The organism is Micromonospora sp. NPDC050980, from assembly GCF_040653835.1.
Lineage (GTDB): Bacteria > Actinomycetota > Actinomycetes > Mycobacteriales > Micromonosporaceae > Micromonospora.
In genome coordinates this window covers 20,879-39,237 of record NZ_JBFAGS010000032.1, presented here as the reverse complement: position 1 = coordinate 39,237, position 18,359 = coordinate 20,879, and the positions used below count along the sequence as shown (strand labels likewise).

Below are 18,359 nucleotides of genomic sequence, written 5' to 3'. Positions count from 1 at the left end.
GCACGCTCACGCAGCTCGTCGGGGTACTTCTTCGGTGCGGGCATCGCTGGTGTTCCTCCAGGTTTCGATGTCTCCATCTAACCCGGGGCGGAACAACCCACGATCAGTTCGGAACCCTGGAGTACGCCGGCAGCCGGGCGGACCTGATCGCCCGGTGCACCCTTCCAGTCACGGTCACGGACGGCGACGGGCACCAACTGGGCACGCTTCGCAGCGAAGACGCCTCAAAATTCGACGCGGTACCGGAGTCGCCTCCAACGCTGCTCGACCTCATCGACATCGACACTGTCGAGGTCCATGCGGCGCTGCCGATGCGCTACTACCTCGACGTCGAGCAAGCCCTCGGCGTCAGGCTCCCCGCATCCGATGACCCGTCCCCCAGGTTCCGGTCGTCGGTCGCAGCGCCCAAGCCACTCCACGTGATCTTCGTGGCCACGACCAGTCGCCCCGACCGCAAGGACTACGGCATCGACAACTTCAGCTCCCTTGCCGAACACCTGTCGGCCCGCCACTCGGGCGCCTGGCGCTTCAGCCTGGTGACACCACCGGGCCACCAGCCTCCGGCAACCGTAGGGCAGATTGAGGTACTTCACGGACCTACGGCGGTCGAGTGCATTGACCTGTTCGCCGCCGCCGAGCTGGTGATCGGCAACGACACCGGCCTGACTCATCTCGCCGCGCTCACCATCCGAGCGGACGGCACCCAGCCGCATGTGGTCGGGCTCTACGGACGGCACGGCTACGCCAAGTGGATCACCGGATCAGCAGGCCACCACGCGGTGGCCACCCCGTTCTCGCACCTGATGTCGGTCGCCGACGCGTGTCCCGTGCGGGACCGCTACGACGACGCGCTCTGGTCCACCGCGAGCGACCTTCGCGCCATCCCCGCCAAGGTCTTAGCCGACTTCGCGGGGCAGTGCGCGGGCTGGTGGACTCGATGATTCGCGTCGGCCGCTACCGCCGCTTCACCATGAACCGCACCTTCCACCTCGACATCGGCGCACACCGCCTCTTCGCCAAGGTGAACCCAAACCCTGTGGAGGCTGCGGCCGAAGTCGCCGGGTACCACCGAATCCGTCACCACTACCGGCTACCGAGGCTGCATTCTCAACACCGCGTCGGGCACTGGACCCTCACCCTCTACGACCGCCACCGACCCGATCTTCCGGACACCGGCCTGCTCCTCGACGCTCTCACGTCCACCGGCCCCGGCAGCGCGGCCAACCTCGACTGCGGGCTCGACGCGATCTTCCGGCACTACCGCCGAACCATCGACGCGACCATCTGCCGAGTCCCGGCCTCGCGCGCCAACAGCAAGCTCTACCGCGACCGGGCCCAGCCCGGCGGCAGGCTGGACGACTACTACGGCCACGACCCGATCGTGCTCAAACTGACCGGCGCCGACGGTCTCCGGCCCTCCGACCTGCGGGAGACCATCCTCATGGTCAACGGACGGCCCCGACGGCTCGACCTTCCTGCCCTCGTCAGCGAGCTACGCGACGCCTTCCACCCGGACGAGCAGGTCTGGGCCGCGATGACCCAGGGCGACCCCACCGACTTCAATATCGGCCTCGACGCCGACAACCAGCCCGTCTGGTTCGACTACGACACCGCAGGCCTCAACGCCCTCCCCGGCGAGATCGCGTGCTTCCTCTGGTACCAGAGATTGCACGGCGCCTGGCTCGTCCCGCACTACAACACCGACGCCTACGTCGATCACAGGAAGGCACTCGCTGAAGCTGTCGAACCCACGGTACGGCTCAGAAGACTCTCCCACCGAACCGTCGGCATCGACTACCAGCACCAACCGTCGCCGGCCCGGCAGCAAGCCATCACCCGATACCTCACGACGCTCGCCCGGCCGCTCGCACTCTCCGCCGCCACGGATCTACTCACCTGGATACGCCCGTACCTCGCCATGCGGATCCTCGCGGTATACCCACTACAGCTCCTGGAACCCCGCGACGCCGCTCTGTCGCTGGGCCTACTCGCCGACCTCTACGCACCCGACGCCGACCTGGAGCAGATCCTCGGACTCACCACTCAGACGCCAGCGGAGCCGTCCTCATGAGCCGCCCCGTCGCCGTCATAACCGGAGCAGGTACGGGCATCGGAGCGGCTATCGCCGCCCGACTGTCCGCCGACTTCGACCTTGTCCTGACCCACCGCCACGACGACACCGACCTCGCCGCGGTCGTCGAGGCCGCCCGCCGCCACGGCACCCAGACCCACACCATCACCGGAGACCTGACCGCCGCTGACACCCAGACCGCACTCCGCGCCGCGATCGAGCAACACGCCACCCGACTCACGGCCCTGATCAGCAACGCCGGCGCGTACCCCCGCATACCGTGGAGCCAGACGGACCCCGACGCCCTTCGCGAACAGCTCGAACTCAACCTCGTTACACACGCCGCTGTCATCCGCGCCGCCACGCCCGCTTTCATCAACAACAACTACGGGCGCATCGTCGCCGTCTCCTCAGTCATGACCCAGATCGGACGCATCGACCTCGCCGGCTACATCGCCGCGAAAAGCGGCCTGGAAGGACTCATCCGCGCGCTCGCTCGCGAACTCGGCTCTCACAACATCACCCTCAACACCGTGCGGCCCGGCTCGATCGAGGTCTCCGCTGAGCACAGCGTCGTACCCGACCACGAGGCCATGGTCCGACGCCAGCTCGACCGGCAGTGCATCAAACGACGGGGCCAACCCGCAGACGTCGCCGCCACTATCGCCTTCCTGGCCTCACCAGAAGCGGGATTCGTCACCGGCCAAGCGATCAACGTCGACGGCGGCTGGCACCTATCATGACCACCCTTTGGATCCGCCACGGAACCAGCCTCGACGGAATCACTCGCCCGCACGCCCATGCCCGACCCGACACGCCCCTCACCGCGCGCGGCGCGGCACAGATCGCCGCCACCGCCCACGCACTTCGTGACCGCCGTCTCCGGCCCGCAATCGTGTTGACCAGCCCGCATCCGCGCGCCACCACAAGCGCAGAGATCCTGGCCGCGCTGCTCGGCGTGCCGCTCGCCGCTCCCAACCCGCTGTACGCCGAGTGGCGCGCCCCCGACTGCGTCCTCGGCAAAGGACCGGACGACTACCCAGCTGAGTACCGGACCTGGCGCACGAACCGGCTCCGCGACCCAGACTCAGCCCTGGCCGGAGGCGAGAGCCTTGCAGCGCTTTACGAACGGGCAACGGCCGCTTCAGCGATCCTCGGACACCCGGTCGAAGGACACACCGCCTTGATCGTCTCGCACCGAGTGCTCATCGGTGCCGTCGCGGCGATCACCGCTGGCCTGAGTCGTCCCGTGGACGTGTTCCAAGCCGCACGCCGCTTCACGCTCGCACCGGCAGGGATTTGGCCTGCCTTAGCTGAACTCCGATAGCAAGGCATCGGCGTTCGCGAGGATGAACTCTTTCAGGGCCTCAGGCTTCAGGTCCACCTCAGAGAGGCGGTCGACAGCCACGCGGTCCAAGGCATAGCCACCACGGCCCGGATCAGTGAACTCGGCACCCGTACGGGCGCTCTTGTCTACTCGAGTGAGCCGGCAGGAGACAAAGTGCTGTACGGACACTCCCTCGCCCGACGGTGAGCTGAACAAGAACACCTGGCTAAGCCGCTCTGCCTCCGCGCCCAACTCCTCTCGCAACTCACGCCGCAGGGCTGCATCAAGGGATGCGTCCGTCGGTTCGAGGCCGCCACCGGGCGCAGTCCAGTAAGGGACCTGGCCAGGCTTCGTCCTCTTGATCAACACGAGCTGATCGCGTTCATCCCAGAGAATCGCCCGCACCGACCGGCGCACGACTTCACGCATCTAGACCCCAATCAGCAGTTGCCCGAGGGTCGGGCGGGTCGAAGCTACCGCGGCATTTTACGAGCGCGGCGTGTTCATCGCGGGACGTCGTCCAGTGGTTAGGCCGCCCGAGTCAACCAGATACGCAGGGCGCGAACAACCCTCCGCAGCGGATCACGTTCGTAGCGTTGCTAGGTATTAGGCTGTACCGCGCGTTACCCCGGTCGTCGCGAGAGGGTGGGTATGTCGGACGAGTTCATGGATGTCACGCCGCACGGCAGGGTGCTGAGCATGTTCGGGGAACTGAAGACCCCTGCGGTGTACTGCCTCGCGGAACTGATCGACAACGCGTTCGACGACTTCTGGAAGCGTCCGCCATCCGATCTCCGGCCAGCCGTCACGATCACCTTGCCCGGGTCCACCAGCACTTTGTCCGACGCCGAGGTCTGGGTGGTGGACAACGGCCTCGGCATGGACCGCCGGGCGTTGAACAACGCGGTCAGGGCCGGGTGGACGTCGAACTCCAGGTACGACGCGCTGGGGCTGTTCGGCATGGGACTGAACATCGCCACGGCGGGACTGGGTTGGTGGAGCGAGATCTGGACGACCCGTGCCGGCGACCCATCCTGGACCGTCGTCACGCTGGACCTGGCCGCCATCAGCGCCAGGCAGAATGAGAACTACAAGGTCCCGTTGCGTCACGCGCCGAAGGACGACCCGTCGGAGCACGGCACGAAGGTCATCATCAAGAAGCTGCGTCCGGACCAGTTCGAGGTGCTCAAGCGCCAGGCGCGCACCATCAGAGAAAAGCTCGGGCACATCTACAGCCACTTGCTGACCGAGCGGGCGTATCTGATCACGGTGAACCGTACGCAGGTGACTCCCCGCCGCGCGTGCGTATGGGGCGAGAACAGGTCGGTCTCCCGCGGCGGCGCGGAGATCCCCGCCGTGATCCGGATCGACGAGACGCTGCCGGCGCGGCGCACGTGCGTGAACTGCGGGCGGGTGTGTGACGACTCGCCTTGCCCGACCTGTGGCAGCGAACGCACAGAGTACGTCGAGCGCCGCATCTGGGGATGGTTGGGCATCCAGCGGTACCTGCACAAGAGCGAGTACGGCGTCGACTTCCTGCGCAGCGGCCGGAAGATCATGATGTTCGACAAGAACGTTTTCGACTGGGTCGACCCGGACGGACTCGGTGCGCCCGAGCGTGAGTATCCGATCGACAGCCCCCGCAACGAGGGCCGGATCATCGGCGAGATCCATTGCGACCATGTGCCGGTCAACTACATGAAGACGTCCTTCGAGCTGGACAGCGCCGAGTGGAAGACTGTCCTGCGGGTGCTGCGGGGCGAGAGTCCGTTGCGGCCGAACCGCGCCAGGCAGTTGGGCCTGCCGACCAACGACAGTCCGCTGGGCAAGCTCTTCACCGGCTACCGCCGTGAGGATCCCGGGCTGAGGTACCTGGTGCCCGGCGACGGGAAGAACGCGCTGCGCGACAAAGCGGTCGAGTGGACGAAGCTGTTCCGCGATGGCCATCCCGAGTACCAGTCAGATGAGAAGTGGTACGAGGCCGCCCGGTTGCACGACAGTGGGCCCACCCCTCCCCCCGACCCGAAGCCGTCGCCGGGTCCCGGCCCGGGAACCACCTCGCGGATGGGCCTCGACGACGACGGCCCGAACGGCGGTGATGACGGTCCGGACCGGGACGCGCCCAAGCCGGAGACGCGCGACCAGCGTCTGGAGCGGTACCGGGCGAGCGCGACCGAGGTGGTCGACATGGCCGGCCGCTACGAGGCGGACGGACAGGGCGCCGTCGAGCTGAAAGTGTGGGCGGTTCCCGGCGCCGAGGTCGAGGACCACGGGAACCGGCCGGTCCCGGTGTTCGTGGAGAGGACCCGGCCGCCGCGCGCGGAGGCCTTCGTCGCCGCCGACAACACGCTGTTCACCGAGTACGGCGTTGACTTCCGGGAGCTGGTGCTCGTCGAACTCGCCGAGTACATGCGGCAACGGGCAGCGGGGTCCTCCGGGCCCCCGCCGTTGTCGGCGGTCCTTCAGACGCTGCGCGTCCGGTCGGGCATGCCGAAGGTCACCCCGGATGTGCTCGCCGTTCAAGCCCGGCGGCTGCTGGACCGTGTCCGCGAGGCGATGCAGCCGGAGGTCGCGGGCAACCCCTCGGGCTACTGGGAGCTGCTGCCCGAGGGGGAGCGTGCTCTCACCGAGCGCAGGTTCGCGCTCGAGGGCGGCGCCGACGTGTGGGACGAGGTCATCGAGAAGGGCGACTTCGTGTTGTACATCCCCGCGAGCGCGGTCGTCCGTCTGATCGAGCGGCGGCCCGGGGCGTTCCTCGATAACCGGGTCTTCCGCCGCTCCTACGCCACCCTCACCGACGAGGGCACCCGGGGCCTGGTCGTGTCCCGGCTCGCTGGCTACATCAGCGATCTGGCGTTGCTCGTGGACGATCACCCGCGCCTCAATGCCGAGGAACTGGCCCGCAGCAGGATCAGCTGCCGGCTAGTCGAGCGCGAGCTGGCCGACACGGACTGAGTGTGGACGGCTTCCTCGATCCGCTGCTGCTACGCGATGGCGGTCCGCACCAGTTCGTCCGGCAGATCGAGCGGCTGCTCTGGCATCAGGGGTTCACCGGCGTGACGAACGTCGACGGCTCCGGAGACGGTGGCGGCGACATCTTGGCCGGCTACCGTGGTCGCGACTGGGTGGTGCAGTGCAAGTGGAAGGCGCGCGGGGCGGTCCCGGCCCAGGCGGTGGACGAGACCGCAGCGGCCTGCGACCTCTACCGGGCCCCGCGGGCGGCGGTTGTCACCAACACCCGCTTCAGCGCCGACGCGATGCGTCGCGCGGAACGTCTCAACGCGCTCGGCTACCGGATCCACCTCTGGTCCGGCGGTGACATAGCGGCGCTGTTCAAGGAGGTCCCGGCGACCCTGGGAACGCTGACACTCCGCGACTACCAGCGCGAGGCTGTCCGAAGGGTCCTGGCCGACCTCGACGAGACCGGACGCGCCCTGTTGATCCTCGCCACCGGCCTCGGCAAGACCGTGGTCGGCGGCGAGGTGATCGCCGATCATCTCCGACGTCACCCGTCGGACAAGGTCCTCGTCGTCGCACACACCAAGGACCTCGTGCAGCAGCTGGAACGGGCGATGTGGCGGCATCTCCCCAAGTCGGTTCCGACCCGCCTGCTCACCGGCGACGAACGCCCCGACCATCTACCCGGCGTCACGTGCGCGACGCTGGGCAGCGCGGTACGGGTGTCCCGCCTCGGGTACTCACCCGGCCTGGTCATGGTCGACGAGGCACACCACGTCGCCGAGGGCGGACTATACGACGAGCTTCTCCGGACCCACGACAAAGCTCTCCAATTCGGTGTCACCGCCACACCCTGGCGCGGCGACGAATACGACATCAGCGCCCGCTTCGGCAAGGCGAGTCATACCCTCGGCATCGAGCAGGGCATGGCACGCGGCTACCTCGCCCAGGTCGACTACCGCCTCTTCGTCGACAACATCGACTGGGAGGTGGTCCGCACCGCAAGCCAGCACTCCTACAGCCTCGCCGAGCTCAACGCGACCCTGTTCCTCCCTCACCGCGACGAGGCGGTGCGCGACGAGTTGGCCGACGCCTGGGGAAAGGTGGTCGAGCCTCGCGCCATCGTGTTCTGCCGGACCGTCGAGCACGCCGAGCGGATGGCCGACCTGCTCCGCCGGGCGCCGCGCTGGTCCGGCGCCCTGGCCGTGCATGCCGCCCTCAACAAGCGCGAGCGCCTCAGCCGCCTCCTGGACTTCCGGACGGGCAGGGTACCGATCCTCACCGCAGTCGACATCCTCAACGAGGGCGTCGACGTGCCGGACGTCAACATCCTCTGCTTCGCCAGGGTGACCCACAGTCGCCGCATCTTCGTCCAACAACTCGGCCGCGGCCTGCGCCTACGCGAGGGCAAGGACCGCGTCCTAGTGTTGGACTTCGTCTCCGACCTACGGCGGGTGGCCGCCGCGCTACGGATCAAGCGTGTGCTGGCCGAGGAGGTCGAGGAACTCGGCGAGCACGTCACCTCGACCATCTCCTTCACGGACCAAGCGGCGGGCAACCTCATGGAGGAGTGGATCAGGGACGCGGCAGACGTGGAGACCGCCTACGATGAGAGCCGCCTCCAATTCCCCTCCACTGAACCTCTCAGGGAGTGAGCTTGTCGCCCAGCCCCGTGCCCAAGGACATCCGCGACGACGTCGTGCGTGAGCTGTACCGGCAGGTCGAGACCTTGGACTGGGAGCTGCTAAGCGCGCAGCAGAAGAGCCGGCAGTACGCCCGGTGGATCGAGGACCCCAGCATCGGCGGCAGGCTCACCCAGTTCCAGAGCGCTGAGGACGCCCGGGTATGGCTCAAGGACGGCCCGATGAAGGAGTACGCCCGTGCTCTCGACGGAGCCGGCCCGTTCCGGGACCTCGTCACCGTTCGCCTGTCGGGCCCGGACGAGCTGATCCGTCGCGCGTTCGGCGAAGAGTGGACAATGGTGCCCGGCTCCCGGGGCGACAAGCCGTTCCACTGCACCGTCACCGACGGCGAGACCACCCGGTACATGTGCTGGGGCAAGCCCGGCACATTCCGGGACCTGATGTGGGCCGCTTTGAACAAAGTCATCGACTCTCCCACCCGACCGATGATCGTCGTGGCATTGCGCGACGGCCACGACGTCAACGGCGAGGAACGTCGTCGCCACGAACGGTTGGCCGCGCACTGCGGCCTCGATGTGCGCCATGTCCACCGTCGCCTGGTCGCCCGCGACGACGTGTGACCCACGGCGCGGCAACGCCATCGACAGGCAATCGACACCCCGCCGTTCCGGTAGAGTCCGACCATGGTCATCACCCCGCCACCGCCCTCATCCGGCGACCAGCCGGCGGGCATCGGAACAAGTATCGAGTTGTTCACGGGCGGAGGCGGCCTCGCCCTGGCCATGCACGACGTGGGCTTCCGGCACCTGCTCGCCGTCGAATTGGACAAGCGTGCCTGCGCGACTCTGCGCGCCAACAAAGCCACCGAATTCACACCGGACGCGGGCGACCCTGGGCGTCTGGACGACCGATGGCCCCTGGTCGAGGGCGACGTGGGACAGGTCGACTTCACGCGGTGGGAGGGCAAGGTCGACGTCGTCGCCGGTGGCGTGCCTTGTCAACCCTGGAGCCTCGGCGGTGTGGGCAAGGGCTACGACGACCCCCGCAACCTGTGGCCGGAGCTGTTCCGCTGCGTCCGCGAGACGCGGCCCAAGGCGATCATCGCCGAGAACGTCAAAGGCCTCCTACGCCCGTCGTTCAAGCCGTACTACGACTACATCCTGCGCGAGCTCGGCGCCCCCTTCGAACAAAGGGTCGACGGCGAGGACTGGCGCGACCACGACAAGCGGCTGACCAAAACCCTCGCCAGCGGCAAGTACGACCCCACCGAGCGCTACGAGGTCAAGCACCTATGCCTCAACGCCGCCGACTACGGGGTCCCCCAGATCCGCCACCGCGTCTTCGTGGTGGCGTTCCGCAAAGACCTCGCCATCGACTGGGACTTCCCCGACGCCACCCACTCCGCCGAGGCACTCGCCCACGCGCAGGCCGACGGCAGCTACTGGGCCGAACACAACCTGCAGCCACCGGCCGTGACCACCCTGCCCTCGCTGAAGATCCCGGGGAACACGCAGCGCTGGCGGACGCTACGGGACGCCATCGCCACCCTGCCCGAACCTCTCGGCGACAAGATCGAACACCCGGACTGGCTGCACCACTACGGCTGGCCCGGCGCACGCGAGTACACGGGACACACCGCCAACGTCCTCGATCGGCCCGCCAAGACCGTCAAAGCCGGCGTCCATGGCGTGCCCGGCGGAGAGACGGTCATGCGCGACGACGCCGGCCGGATCAGATACATGACCGTCCGGGAGGTCGCCCGAGTGATGACCTTCCCCGACAACTGGAAACTCGACGGCCCCCGCGGGGAACAGATGCGCCAACTCGGCAACGCGGTTCCGGTCGAGCTCGCCACGGTCATCGCCAAGTCAGTGGTCAATTCGCTCTTGGCGTCCCGGTAACGCGACCGCCACCCGCCGAGTCACCGACGCCGCGACCACAGCATCTCGACGCGGTCAGCGGCGGACACGGGATCCTCGTGCTCCCACACGTGCACCGCGAGCCAGCCCATATCGGCCAGACGACGGTCCTTCTCGCGGTCCCTGGCAACGTTGGTCTCCAACTTGGCCACCCACCACTCGCGGTTGTTCTTGGGCAACCGCACATGGTCGGCGCACATGTGCCAAAAACAGCCGTCGATAAACACCGCCAGACGCGCCCTGGTGAAGGCCAGATCCGGTCGGCCCGGAAGCTCCCGGAAGTTGACCCGGAACCGCAGGCCACGCCCGTGCAGCTCCCGCCGGATCGCCAACTCCGGGCGCGTCGACGCCCGGGGCATCCGGCGCATCTGCTCCGACACCAGCGGGCTCAAAGGCGTGGGACGGGACGCCATCAGCGTCGCCCCGGCAGACGCCGCCGACCCCACTGCGGTGAGGGCGTGAACGCTGTCCAGTGGCGTAACCTGTCGAGGTGCTGTTGACGTACGTCGACGAGAGCTACAACCGCGAGGTGTACTACATTGCCGCCCTGCTCTGCCCGGATCAGGAGGCCATCTCCCTGACCCGCGCGCTGGACGCCGTCGTCGCCCGAGCGGCGAACCTGCACGGCGTCGCACCCAACGCCGAGCTGCACGGGCACGACCTCTTTCAAGCCAAGGGCGCCTGGGAGCACCTGGCCAAGATGCCTCGCGTGCGCATCGGCGTCTACAACGAGGCGTTCCAAGCCATCGGCGACCACGACGTCAAGATCATTATACGAGGTGTCAACTCGCGACGGCTTCGGGAACGCTACAACGCCACCGACGACCCTCACTCCGTCGTTCTCGGCCAACTGCTCGAGCGCGTCGACGAATACGTCGCCAGAAGGGGCGAGTACGCCCTCGTCATCGCCGACGAAGTGGCCCAACCCGGCCTGTACCGAGCCGACCTCTCCCTCTACCAGCAGCACGGGCTCTGGGGTGAGAGCACCCGGAGACTGACCCGCATCGTCGACACGCTGCACTTCGCCCCATCGTCCGCCAGCCGCCTCGTCCAGGCCGCCGACCTCATCGCCTTCCTGCACCGCCGAATCGAGACCGAGACCGCACCCGACGATCGCGCCCGCCGCGCCAACAGCGCCATCTGGGCACGAGTCGGACCGCGAGTCCAACACTCAACCTGCTGGACACCCTAGACGCACAAGGGCCCCACCGAAGCGGGGCCCAAGGCTCACCGGAGTCTCCTCCTGGCGGCAGTGTAACCATCTAATCGCTCGCCGCAAGGCCCGCGACGCCAGTCACGCCGCGACAGGGTCGGAGAAATCGACTGCGCCAGCGAACCTCTGGGGGTTGGAGGTCAAGTTAGCTCAACCACCGGGAATGCTTAGATGCGCCGGCGCCCAGGAGGCTCATGGGCTCCGATATGGCACTGGGCATGGCTGCCTGTGAAGGCCTACTCCGAACGCCCGTCGCTCTGCCCAGCATGTCCGTACAACGATCCGGCGATAGGGGCTATCGCAATGCGCAGCTACTCGCCTGAGAGGCTCGTCGCCTGGTCTGCGCTCCCGTCCTGCTCGTGCGAGGCACGTTCGGCTGGTAGGTCCAGGGCTTCGAGAAGCCGCTCGGCGTAGGTCTCGGCGGCCTGGCGCACCCACGCGGGTCGGATGAAGAAGAGCCAGGCGGCGACGAGACTCAAGTGCAGTCCGCCGACCACTACCAGCGGGCTCGTAAGCCCGTCGTGCAGGTAAATGACAGCGTCGGCCGCAGCGGAGGCCATGAGCACGCCGAGCGTGAGCGGTTTGATGCCGAGCAGATTGCGGGCGAAGCCGTAGGCGGCGTTTTCGTGATCGATGAGGGGAAACTGGCCAGGTCGCGAACGTACATGGGTGATCAGGCAGCGGGTTGCCGCGATGTAGGCTTCGTCTGCCTTTTGGAGGTTTGCGGCTTCTTGCCGGCGGGTCGGTAGCGCAGCGCCAAACAGCACTTCCAAGGCTTGTCGACGCCGTTGCAACAGGACGCTGTTCTGAGCCTCGCGGAATCGGAGCAGCTTAGTCGTGGGCATGCCATCCCACTTCACAATCAAGCGCTGCTGCGCGCGTTGGCCGAGTACGCGCACGATGTTGCTGGCAAGGAACAATGTCCCTGCGCTCAACAAGATCGGGCTCAGCGCTACGAGCGGTTTGTTGTTCGTGAGCAGCGCCGAGATCAGTGCGACGGGTAGCACGGCGAGCATCGCTGGATAGATTCGAGCCCGCCGGCTGTAGGAGTCAAAGCCGCTGACCGCCTCACTAAGCTTCATCGTCGTCCTCGACCAGCGCCGGGAGTGGCTGCAAGGTGCCCCATCCCGGACGCGTCAGCATTCCCGAGTTATGGCAAATGGCTTTCCCCTCGGTGGCTCCCACGAAGCAACCTCGACGCTTCAGGGCGTTGACCACCTTCGGTGAGGGATGCTTCGGAGCCGCCTTGGCGGAGCTGATGAAGGCGATCGTCGAAAGCGCGTGCGGCGAGTTGGGCATGCCGAGGAGGCGGTTCAGGAGGGTGGGCCCCAGGTTGCGCTTACTCCCATGATGCGGCGCCTGCATAAAGGACAGCGGGAAAGCCGCGAACGACCCGTATGTGCTCTCGTATTGATCGGCGGCGGCCGTCATGGCGGGGATGCCGGCGTCGCCGGTGAACAACATCCGTTGTCCGTCCAGGGTCAGCAACGTGATCACCGAGGAGTTGTTCCGGTGGCTGGTCTCGCCGTCATCAGTCAGCGTCTCCACCGGCAGCCAGTCGACTGCTCGTTCGAGGAGGTTGACCCCTCGCTGCCACCAGCCCCTGGCGGACGTCGCCGACGCGGCCAAGTGCTTGGCTTCCCACAACTGCTGCGCCAGCAGGCTCTCGTAGTAGCTGGTCGTCGGCCCGAGCACCGTCAGCTGACCACCAAACCGCGACTCTCCGGCGAAGGGCTCGCTCACCGCCACGTTCTGGGCTTTGGCCCTGTCTAGGAGTTCGTCCAGGGCCTCGAGATTGCGGAAGTCGGACACGTCACGGGCATGTGCGCGGGGCTGGTGGACCATCAGCTCCCGCACCTCGATGGCGTCCACGACGCCTGCCAGTCCATTCAGGTGGTCCGCATCGGGATGCGTGGAGATCATCAGGTCCACCACGTTCGTACCGTAGTGCTCCCTGATGTGGCTGACCAGCGAGTCGGCGGTGCCCTTGAAGCCGCCGTCGATCACCACAACGGCTTGCCGCTGCTCGGCGTGCCACGTGAAATTGAGCGCGATGGCGTCGCCACTCTTGCCGCCGTCCTGGTCCCGATTCTCCACTGGCAGAAAATCCACCTCGAACATCGTTCTCTCAATCCCGCGAGATGTGTCGTACACATGATCGAACCTCGCCGAACTGTACGCCTCGACCCTCATGGACGTCGGCCATTGTGAGAGACATCTTCTGCTCGTCACCTGCTGGACCTGTTGCTCGTTGCTTTTTGAGGTGGGATCGATTGGCTTCTTGCGCTACTTGACTACGGCCAAGAGCCAGGTCTCCCGTGGGCTGGACGACGAGCCACCGATGACCCGTACCACCGACGACATCGTCGCGGCCGGGCGGCGGGCGCAGCGGCGTCGCCGCGCCGGCCACGGCCGGGGCGACGTCCGCGCCCGCCGACACGGGGTGGCCCCGACGCCACGCCGTCCGCCTTCACCTTCAAGGGGTACGACGCCGGCACGCTGCACGTGCAGGACCCGATCGCCACCTCCACCGGCTACCAGGTCGCCTCCGTCTACTCCGACAACCACACCTCGAACGACAGGCCGCTCACGGCGGAGGAGGCCGAGGCGCAGGGCAACTCCCTCGAGCGGAAGAAGAAGGCCGGAGGCAAGCCGTCGCTGTGGGCGTACCTGACGGTCTACCGGCCGGGCGTCTTCGACCCGGCCGGGGTCAGGAGACCGGCACGCACGCCATGCCCGGTCTCATCGGGATCGCCACGGCCCGCGCCGGTGACTACGGCGGCGCGACGTACACCCGGTCGTCCCTGCCGACCTCGGGCCTGACCGCGCCGTACGACGCGACCAGGGGCGTCATCTCCGACGGGTTCCACGTCTTCGTCACGCCGAGCCTCCGTGAGGTGCGGATCCCGGGTGGCGTGCGGCAGATCGACCAGACCGAGAATGTGGTGGGGCGGAACGTCCGGTTCGTTCTATTTCGTCGTCGACCGCTGTGGCGGTCTCCTGCCGACGTGCTGCGCCTCACCCTGGATCGTGCTTATTGCCATTATCTGGCAACTACGTAAGACTGGCAGTAGTGGGCGGGTGCTCCGGCAACGCGATGATCTGAACCACCGCCGGGGTGCCCGCCCAACTCCGCGACGACGATGGTGTGAGGAGTTGCTGGTGGCGGTCTACTCTCTGCCCGACATGCCGTACGACTACGGTGCGCTGGAGCCGGCGATGTCCGGCGAGATCCTCCAGCTGCACCACAGCAAGCACCACGCCGCGTACGTCAAAGGCAGCAACGACGCCCTGGAGCAGCTCGCCGAGGCCCGCGACAAGGGTGACTTCGCGGCGCTGGTCGGGTTGGAGAAGACGTTCGCGTTCAACCTGTCCGGGCACGTGCTGCACTCGATCTTCTGGAACAACCTGTCCCCGGACGGCGGTGACCGCCCCGACGGCGAGCTGGCCGCCGCGATCGACGAGCACTTCGGTTCCTTCGACGGCTTCGCCGGGCAGTTGTCCGCGGCGACGAAGAGCGTGCAGGGATCCGGCTGGGGTGTCCTGGCGTGGGAGCCTTTGGGGCAGCGGCTGATCGTGGAGCAGGTCTACGACCACCACGGCAACGTCGGGCAGGGCTCGACGCCGCTGCTGGTGTTCGACGCCTGGGAACACGCCTACTACCTGCAGTACCGCAACGTGCGCCCGGACTACGTCGACCGGCTGTGGAACCTCGTCGACTGGGCCGATGTGACCGCCCGCTTCGACGCCGCTCGCGCCGCCGCGCCGAGGCTCTGACCGGCGTGACCGGCCCGGTCCCGGTCGCCACCGACCTCGTGCAGCGCGCCGCCGGGGTCGTCGCCGCCCGCCACCGCGGTGACCTCGACGGCGCGGAGGCGCTGCTGGCGTCGTTCGACACCGAGCAGACCCGCACGCTCGGCTTCTATCTGCTCGCTGACCTGGCGTTGGGCCTCGTGCGAGCGCAGAGCGGCCAGAGCATGGACGACCTGGTCCGGGAACTCACCCTGCTCGTGGCCGCCACACCGCCGCCCCCGCCCGGCTGACGGGCATGCCCACTCCGGTGCCGGGAGCGACCTACGGAAGGGGGCGAGGTCAGGCTGGTGGCGGGGCTGGAGTCTGCCACAGGGCGCTGACCGGCAGGGCGCGAAGTCTGTCGCCGAACGGCAGCGTGGAGGTTCCGGTGTAGAGGACGATGCCGGCGACGAAGTCGTCGCCCAGGCGCTCGGCGAGTCGGCGTAGCCCGCGGAAGTCGTCGGGTCCGACGGCGGTGGCTGCTTTGACCTCGATCCCGACCACCTGACCCGCTCGGTTCTCGAGCACCGCGTCGACTTCGTACCTGCTCTGGTCGCGGTAGTGGGACAGGTCGACGGGCTGCTCGGGCCAGGTGAGCTGGCGGGACAGTTCGGACAGGACGAATGATTCGAGTAATGGGCCGAATGGTGCTCCCGGCCGGAGCAGTGCCCGGGCGTCGGTCGCGGTCTCGTTGGCGGCGATGCCCGAGTCGACGAAGATCAGTTTCGGCGCGGCGGTGGTTCGGGTGCCCAGGTTGCGGGATCAGCCCGGGATCCGTTTGATCAAGAAGATCTCCTCCAGAGCCTGGAGGTAGCCAAAGGGTGGGCCAGTGCCGCCGGAGGAGGTCGGCGTCGAGCCAGGTGTTCAGGTCTTCGACGGTGCTGGCTTCGGTGAGCACCACCTTGTACATGCCTTACTTTCCTTGCGTGGAACTATCCCTGGACTCTGCGTTCGCGGTCTTCGACGCCCAGGGCTCCGGGTGCGTCTCCTACGGCGTCGAGGCGACGGCGGCTGGCCGTGCCGCCGCTGCTGGCCGCGTTGGTCGTCGGCGGTTGCCGGTCGGAGGTGGCGTTGAGTTCGCACGACGAGCGGGTCCAGGTCCTGACGACCACCGGGATCCTGCGGGATCTGGCCCGCAACGTGGGCGGCGACCGCCCGACCACCTGGCCGGCTGCGGTGTCAGGACAACCGGTAGGTGAGATCCGGCTCGATGGAGGCCGTGTCCATCTGTGCCCGCTGCAGCCGTCCTGAGTAGTCCCAGTTCATCGACTGCCAGCGGGTGAACTGGTCGAGCACCCAGAAGCCGGACTGTCGGCTTCCGTTGCCGGAGCGGCCGTTCCCCCCGAAGGGCAGGTGCGCCTCGGCCCCGGAGGTGGAGTTGTTGACGCTCACCATGCCGGCCCGGGTGGCCCGCCGGAAGGTGAAGGCGGTGGCCGGATCGGTGGTGTAGATCGCGGCGGAGAGCCCGTAGCCCGGCAGGTCGGCCAGTTCGATGGCCTCGGCGAGGGTGGCGTAGGTGGTCACCCCGATGATCGGGCCGAACGTCTCGTGGCGGAACAGTTGGTCCTCGGGGCGCACCCCGAGGACCACCACGGGGTGGTAGAAGAGCCCGGCCTCCGGGTCGCCGATGAAGCCCTCGCGGGGGTTGTCCGGCCCGATCCGTCCCGTCGAGGTGGAACCGACGACCGAGTGGTGCTTGCCGATCCAGCCGAGGTACTCCTCGTAGCGCTCGGCGAACCGCTGGTTCATCATGGGCCCGTACAGCACCCGCGGGTCGGTCGGGTCGCCGACTCGCGCCGCCCGGACCGCGGCGTCGAGGCGCGTGACGAACTCGTCGTGCACGGACTCATGCACGATGGCGGTCCCCAACGATGTGCACCGCTGCCCGGCCGTGCCGAAGCCGGCGAACAGGGCGCCCTCCACGGCCAGTTCCAGGTCGGCCTCCTCGGTGACCACCATCGGGTTCTTGCCGCCCAGCTCCAGGCAGGGCGTCTGCAGGTGGCGTCCGGCGAGCGCGCCCACCTGCTCACCGACGGCGGTGGATCCGGTGAAGCCGATCTTGTCGATGAGCCCGGCCCCGAGCGACTGCTCCAGACCGGCGTAGGTGGCGTCGCCGCCGGCGTACACCACGTCCAGTACCCCGTCCGGCACGCCAGCGCGGCGCATCAGGGTGGCGAGGGCGTCCGCGCAAGCGGCGGCGTACTCGGCGGGCTTCCACACCACGGCGTTCCCGCAGAGCAGGGCGGGAATCAGATACCACGAAGGGACGGCCACCGGGAAGTTGCCGGCGGTCACCACGGCGACGACCCCGGCCGGCACCCGGAAGGTGAAGAGCTGCTTGTCCCGCATCTCGCTGGGCACCGTCTGCCCGTACAGCCGACGGCCCTCGCCGAGGAAGAAGTCGCAGGTGTCGACAATCTCCTGAACCTCTCCCCGGGCCTCGGCGAGGGTCTTGCCCACCTCGCGCGTGACCAGGGCGGCGAGCGCGTCGAAGTTCGCCTCGACCAGTCGACCGATGTTCGCGATCACCCGCCCGCGCACCGGAGCGGGGACGTCGGCCCATTCCCGCTGTGCCGTGCGGGCCGCCCGGGCCGCCGCGGTGAAGGTGTCGGCGTCGGCCAGCGCCACCTCGGCGACCAGCTCGTCCAGGCAAGCCGGGTTCACCGACCGGAAGCGGTCCGAAGCGGCCGCGACCTCGGTGCCAGCGACGGTCGAGCGCAGGATGTCACCCATGTGTCTCAGCTCCTCGGTACGACGGGGGCCACCGCCCAGGAGACCATTCTGGCCGTGCGGTCAAGGTCGGCCAACCGAGGCGGTCAGGTGCCGTAGCGCGCGACGATGTGCCAGACCTGCTTGACGGCCTGAGGGTGGGTAGCGCCCCGACGCCACGGCAGCGCCGATCACCCGGGGGTCGAGCACACCGTTGACGGCGATCTCGACACCCAGGTCGATGAACTCGTCGCCGCGGTATTCCGCGTCGGCCCGTCCGGACTGTCTGGATAGCAGCAGGTCGCCCAGTCGAGCACGTCAGCCGAGAGTCGGAAATACGACGATCCAAATCGGGGAGCCGCACCGAACGGACTTCGCAGGAAATCGAGCGCGCCAGAGATCGGCCGCCGCTCGGGGTGCGCGGTGAGGCTGCCGTTGCTGGTGCCCGTGACGAACTGCGAGCGGTAGATCCCGTCCTCGACCAGCGCGGCCAGCATCGGGCGGCCCGCACCGCAGAGTCGGTCAGGGTGGAAGTTCACCGTGATCCGCAGCGTGCGATCCAGCGCCGGTCCGGAGGACATGGTCGCGACGTGGCGCAGGGCGCGGGCCGGGTTCCCTCCAGCACGACCATCCGCCGAACCTGGGCCACGTCCTGATCACTGAAGGCGGCGCCGGCGGCATGGGCTGTTCGACGAGCCGACGTAGGTCGCGTGACTACCGAGGAACT

General features: G+C 67.8%; 18 protein-coding genes and 1 pseudogene. 12 read left to right on the top strand and 7 right to left on the bottom strand.

The genetic code is table 11. The features are described from left to right. The 4 genes from AB0H28_RS27985 to AB0H28_RS27970 all read left to right on the top strand — a co-directional run. Positions 1 to 941, top strand: a 941-nt coding sequence (locus AB0H28_RS27985; protein ID WP_358046402.1) for a glycosyltransferase family 9 protein, incomplete at its 5' end; no start/stop codon positions are given. Then, positions 917 to 2,071: a hypothetical protein gene (locus AB0H28_RS27980; protein WP_358046399.1), complete on the top strand. Its 1,155-nt coding sequence runs from the start codon at positions 917 to 919 to the stop codon at positions 2,069 to 2,071. The genes AB0H28_RS27985 and AB0H28_RS27980, both read left to right, overlap by 25 nt. Continuing rightward, positions 2,068 to 2,814: an SDR family oxidoreductase gene (locus AB0H28_RS27975; RefSeq protein ID WP_358046396.1), complete on the top strand. Its 747-nt coding sequence runs from the start codon at positions 2,068 to 2,070 to the stop codon at positions 2,812 to 2,814. The genes AB0H28_RS27980 and AB0H28_RS27975 overlap by 4 nt, the downstream gene beginning before the upstream one ends. Further along, positions 2,811 to 3,398: a histidine phosphatase family protein gene (locus AB0H28_RS27970; protein WP_358046393.1), complete on the top strand. Its 588-nt coding sequence runs from the start codon at positions 2,811 to 2,813 to the stop codon at positions 3,396 to 3,398. Before AB0H28_RS27975 ends, AB0H28_RS27970 begins: the two co-directional genes overlap by 4 nt. On the opposite strand, the gene AB0H28_RS27965 is transcribed toward AB0H28_RS27970, so the two are convergent. Further along, on the bottom strand, positions 3,381 to 3,827 hold the full coding sequence (locus AB0H28_RS27965) for an NUDIX domain-containing protein (RefSeq protein WP_358046390.1): 447 nt from the start codon (positions 3,825 to 3,827) through the stop codon (positions 3,381 to 3,383). The genes AB0H28_RS27970 and AB0H28_RS27965 overlap by 18 nt on opposite strands. Before the next feature lie 222 nt (positions 3,828 to 4,049). Between AB0H28_RS27965 and AB0H28_RS27960 the strand changes: the two genes are divergently transcribed. The 4 genes from AB0H28_RS27960 to AB0H28_RS27945 all read left to right on the top strand — a co-directional run bounded on the left by AB0H28_RS27960 (position 4,050) and on the right by AB0H28_RS27945 (position 9,900). Next, positions 4,050 to 6,353, top strand: a complete 2,304-nt coding sequence (locus AB0H28_RS27960; RefSeq protein ID WP_358046387.1) for an ATP-binding protein — start codon at positions 4,050 to 4,052, stop codon at positions 6,351 to 6,353. A 2-nt stretch (positions 6,354 to 6,355) separates the two neighbouring features. Beyond that, complete coding sequence (locus AB0H28_RS27955) at positions 6,356 to 8,011, top strand: DEAD/DEAH box helicase family protein (protein WP_358046384.1); 1,656 nt, start codon at positions 6,356 to 6,358, stop codon at positions 8,009 to 8,011. Positions 8,012 to 8,013: 2 nt separating this feature from the next. Next, on the top strand, positions 8,014 to 8,619 hold the full coding sequence (locus tag AB0H28_RS27950; RefSeq protein ID WP_029536960.1) for a hypothetical protein: 606 nt from the start codon (positions 8,014 to 8,016) through the stop codon (positions 8,617 to 8,619). Positions 8,620 to 8,682: 63 nt separating this feature from the next. Then, complete coding sequence (locus tag AB0H28_RS27945) at positions 8,683 to 9,900, top strand: DNA cytosine methyltransferase (protein ID WP_358046381.1); 1,218 nt, start codon at positions 8,683 to 8,685, stop codon at positions 9,898 to 9,900. A 20-nt stretch (positions 9,901 to 9,920) separates the two neighbouring features. On the opposite strand, the gene AB0H28_RS27940 is transcribed toward AB0H28_RS27945, so the two are convergent. Continuing rightward, positions 9,921 to 10,298, bottom strand: a complete 378-nt coding sequence (locus tag AB0H28_RS27940; protein WP_358046378.1) for a very short patch repair endonuclease — start codon at positions 10,296 to 10,298, stop codon at positions 9,921 to 9,923. A 110-nt stretch (positions 10,299 to 10,408) separates the two neighbouring features. Between AB0H28_RS27940 and AB0H28_RS27935 the strand changes: the two genes are divergently transcribed. Continuing rightward, positions 10,409 to 11,110 (top strand): DUF3800 domain-containing protein, encoded by a 702-nt coding sequence (locus AB0H28_RS27935; RefSeq protein WP_358046375.1) that lies wholly within the window; start codon positions 10,409 to 10,411, stop codon positions 11,108 to 11,110. Positions 11,111 to 11,442: 332 nt separating this feature from the next. Here AB0H28_RS27935 and AB0H28_RS27930 read toward each other — a convergent pair whose 3' ends face one another. Then, a complete protein-coding gene (locus AB0H28_RS27930) occupies positions 11,443 to 12,213 on the bottom strand; it encodes a hypothetical protein (protein ID WP_358046372.1) in 771 nt (256 codons plus the stop codon). Then, positions 12,203 to 13,252, bottom strand: a complete 1,050-nt coding sequence (locus AB0H28_RS27925) for an MBL fold metallo-hydrolase (protein ID WP_358046369.1) — start codon at positions 13,250 to 13,252, stop codon at positions 12,203 to 12,205. Before AB0H28_RS27925 ends, AB0H28_RS27930 begins: the two co-directional genes overlap by 11 nt. Positions 13,253 to 13,863: 611 nt before the next feature. On the opposite strand from AB0H28_RS27925, the gene AB0H28_RS27920 reads away from it, so the two are divergent. The 3 genes from AB0H28_RS27920 to AB0H28_RS27910 all read left to right on the top strand — a co-directional run bounded on the left by AB0H28_RS27920 (position 13,864) and on the right by AB0H28_RS27910 (position 15,174). Further along, the gene (locus tag AB0H28_RS27920; protein ID WP_358046367.1) at positions 13,864 to 14,193 is read left to right on the top strand and encodes a hypothetical protein; all 330 of its coding nucleotides are present in this window, start codon (positions 13,864 to 13,866) and stop codon (positions 14,191 to 14,193) included. A 100-nt stretch (positions 14,194 to 14,293) separates the two neighbouring features. After that, a complete protein-coding gene (locus AB0H28_RS27915; RefSeq protein WP_358046364.1) occupies positions 14,294 to 14,908 on the top strand; it encodes a superoxide dismutase in 615 nt (204 codons plus the stop codon). A 5-nt stretch (positions 14,909 to 14,913) separates the two neighbouring features. Then, positions 14,914 to 15,174 (top strand): superoxide dismutase, encoded by a 261-nt coding sequence (locus tag AB0H28_RS27910; RefSeq protein ID WP_358046361.1) that lies wholly within the window; start codon positions 14,914 to 14,916, stop codon positions 15,172 to 15,174. Between the two features lie 49 nt (positions 15,175 to 15,223). Here the strand turns inward: AB0H28_RS27910 and AB0H28_RS27905 are convergent. The 3 genes and pseudogenes from AB0H28_RS27905 to AB0H28_RS27895 all read right to left on the bottom strand — a co-directional run. Beyond that, positions 15,224 to 15,736 (bottom strand): annotated as a pseudogene (locus AB0H28_RS27905) (DUF4143 domain-containing protein); the annotation flags it as partial. Positions 15,737 to 16,102: 366 nt separating this feature from the next. Continuing rightward, complete coding sequence (locus tag AB0H28_RS27900) at positions 16,103 to 17,656, bottom strand: aldehyde dehydrogenase family protein (RefSeq protein WP_358046358.1); 1,554 nt, start codon at positions 17,654 to 17,656, stop codon at positions 16,103 to 16,105. Positions 17,657 to 17,823: 167 nt separating this feature from the next. Then, on the bottom strand, positions 17,824 to 18,213 hold the full coding sequence (locus AB0H28_RS27895) for a DUF3626 domain-containing protein (protein ID WP_358046355.1): 390 nt from the start codon (positions 18,211 to 18,213) through the stop codon (positions 17,824 to 17,826). Positions 18,214 to 18,359 lie beyond the last annotated feature (146 nt).

Bases quoted from the DNA above. Each gene is read 5' to 3' on its own strand.
- AB0H28_RS27930 (WP_358046372.1), bottom strand. From the start codon at position 12,213: ATGAAGCTTAGTGAGGCGGTCAGCGGCTTTGACTCCTACAGCCGGCGG.
- AB0H28_RS27970 (WP_358046393.1), top strand. From the start codon at position 2,811: ATGACCACCCTTTGGATCCGCCACGGAACCAGCCTCGACGGAATCACT.
- AB0H28_RS27945 (WP_358046381.1), top strand. From the start codon at position 8,683: ATGGTCATCACCCCGCCACCGCCCTCATCCGGCGACCAGCCGGCGGGC.
- AB0H28_RS27925 (WP_358046369.1), bottom strand. From the start codon at position 13,252: ATGTTCGAGGTGGATTTTCTGCCAGTGGAGAATCGGGACCAGGACGGC.
- AB0H28_RS27900 (WP_358046358.1), bottom strand. From the start codon at position 17,656: ATGGGTGACATCCTGCGCTCGACCGTCGCTGGCACCGAGGTCGCGGCC.
- AB0H28_RS27895 (WP_358046355.1), bottom strand. From the start codon at position 18,213: ATGTCCTCCGGACCGGCGCTGGATCGCACGCTGCGGATCACGGTGAAC.
- AB0H28_RS27975 (WP_358046396.1), top strand. From the start codon at position 2,068: ATGAGCCGCCCCGTCGCCGTCATAACCGGAGCAGGTACGGGCATCGGA.
- AB0H28_RS27965 (WP_358046390.1), bottom strand. From the start codon at position 3,827: ATGCGTGAAGTCGTGCGCCGGTCGGTGCGGGCGATTCTCTGGGATGAA.
- AB0H28_RS27920 (WP_358046367.1), top strand. From the start codon at position 13,864: ATGCCCGGTCTCATCGGGATCGCCACGGCCCGCGCCGGTGACTACGGC.
- AB0H28_RS27960 (WP_358046387.1), top strand. From the start codon at position 4,050: ATGTCGGACGAGTTCATGGATGTCACGCCGCACGGCAGGGTGCTGAGC.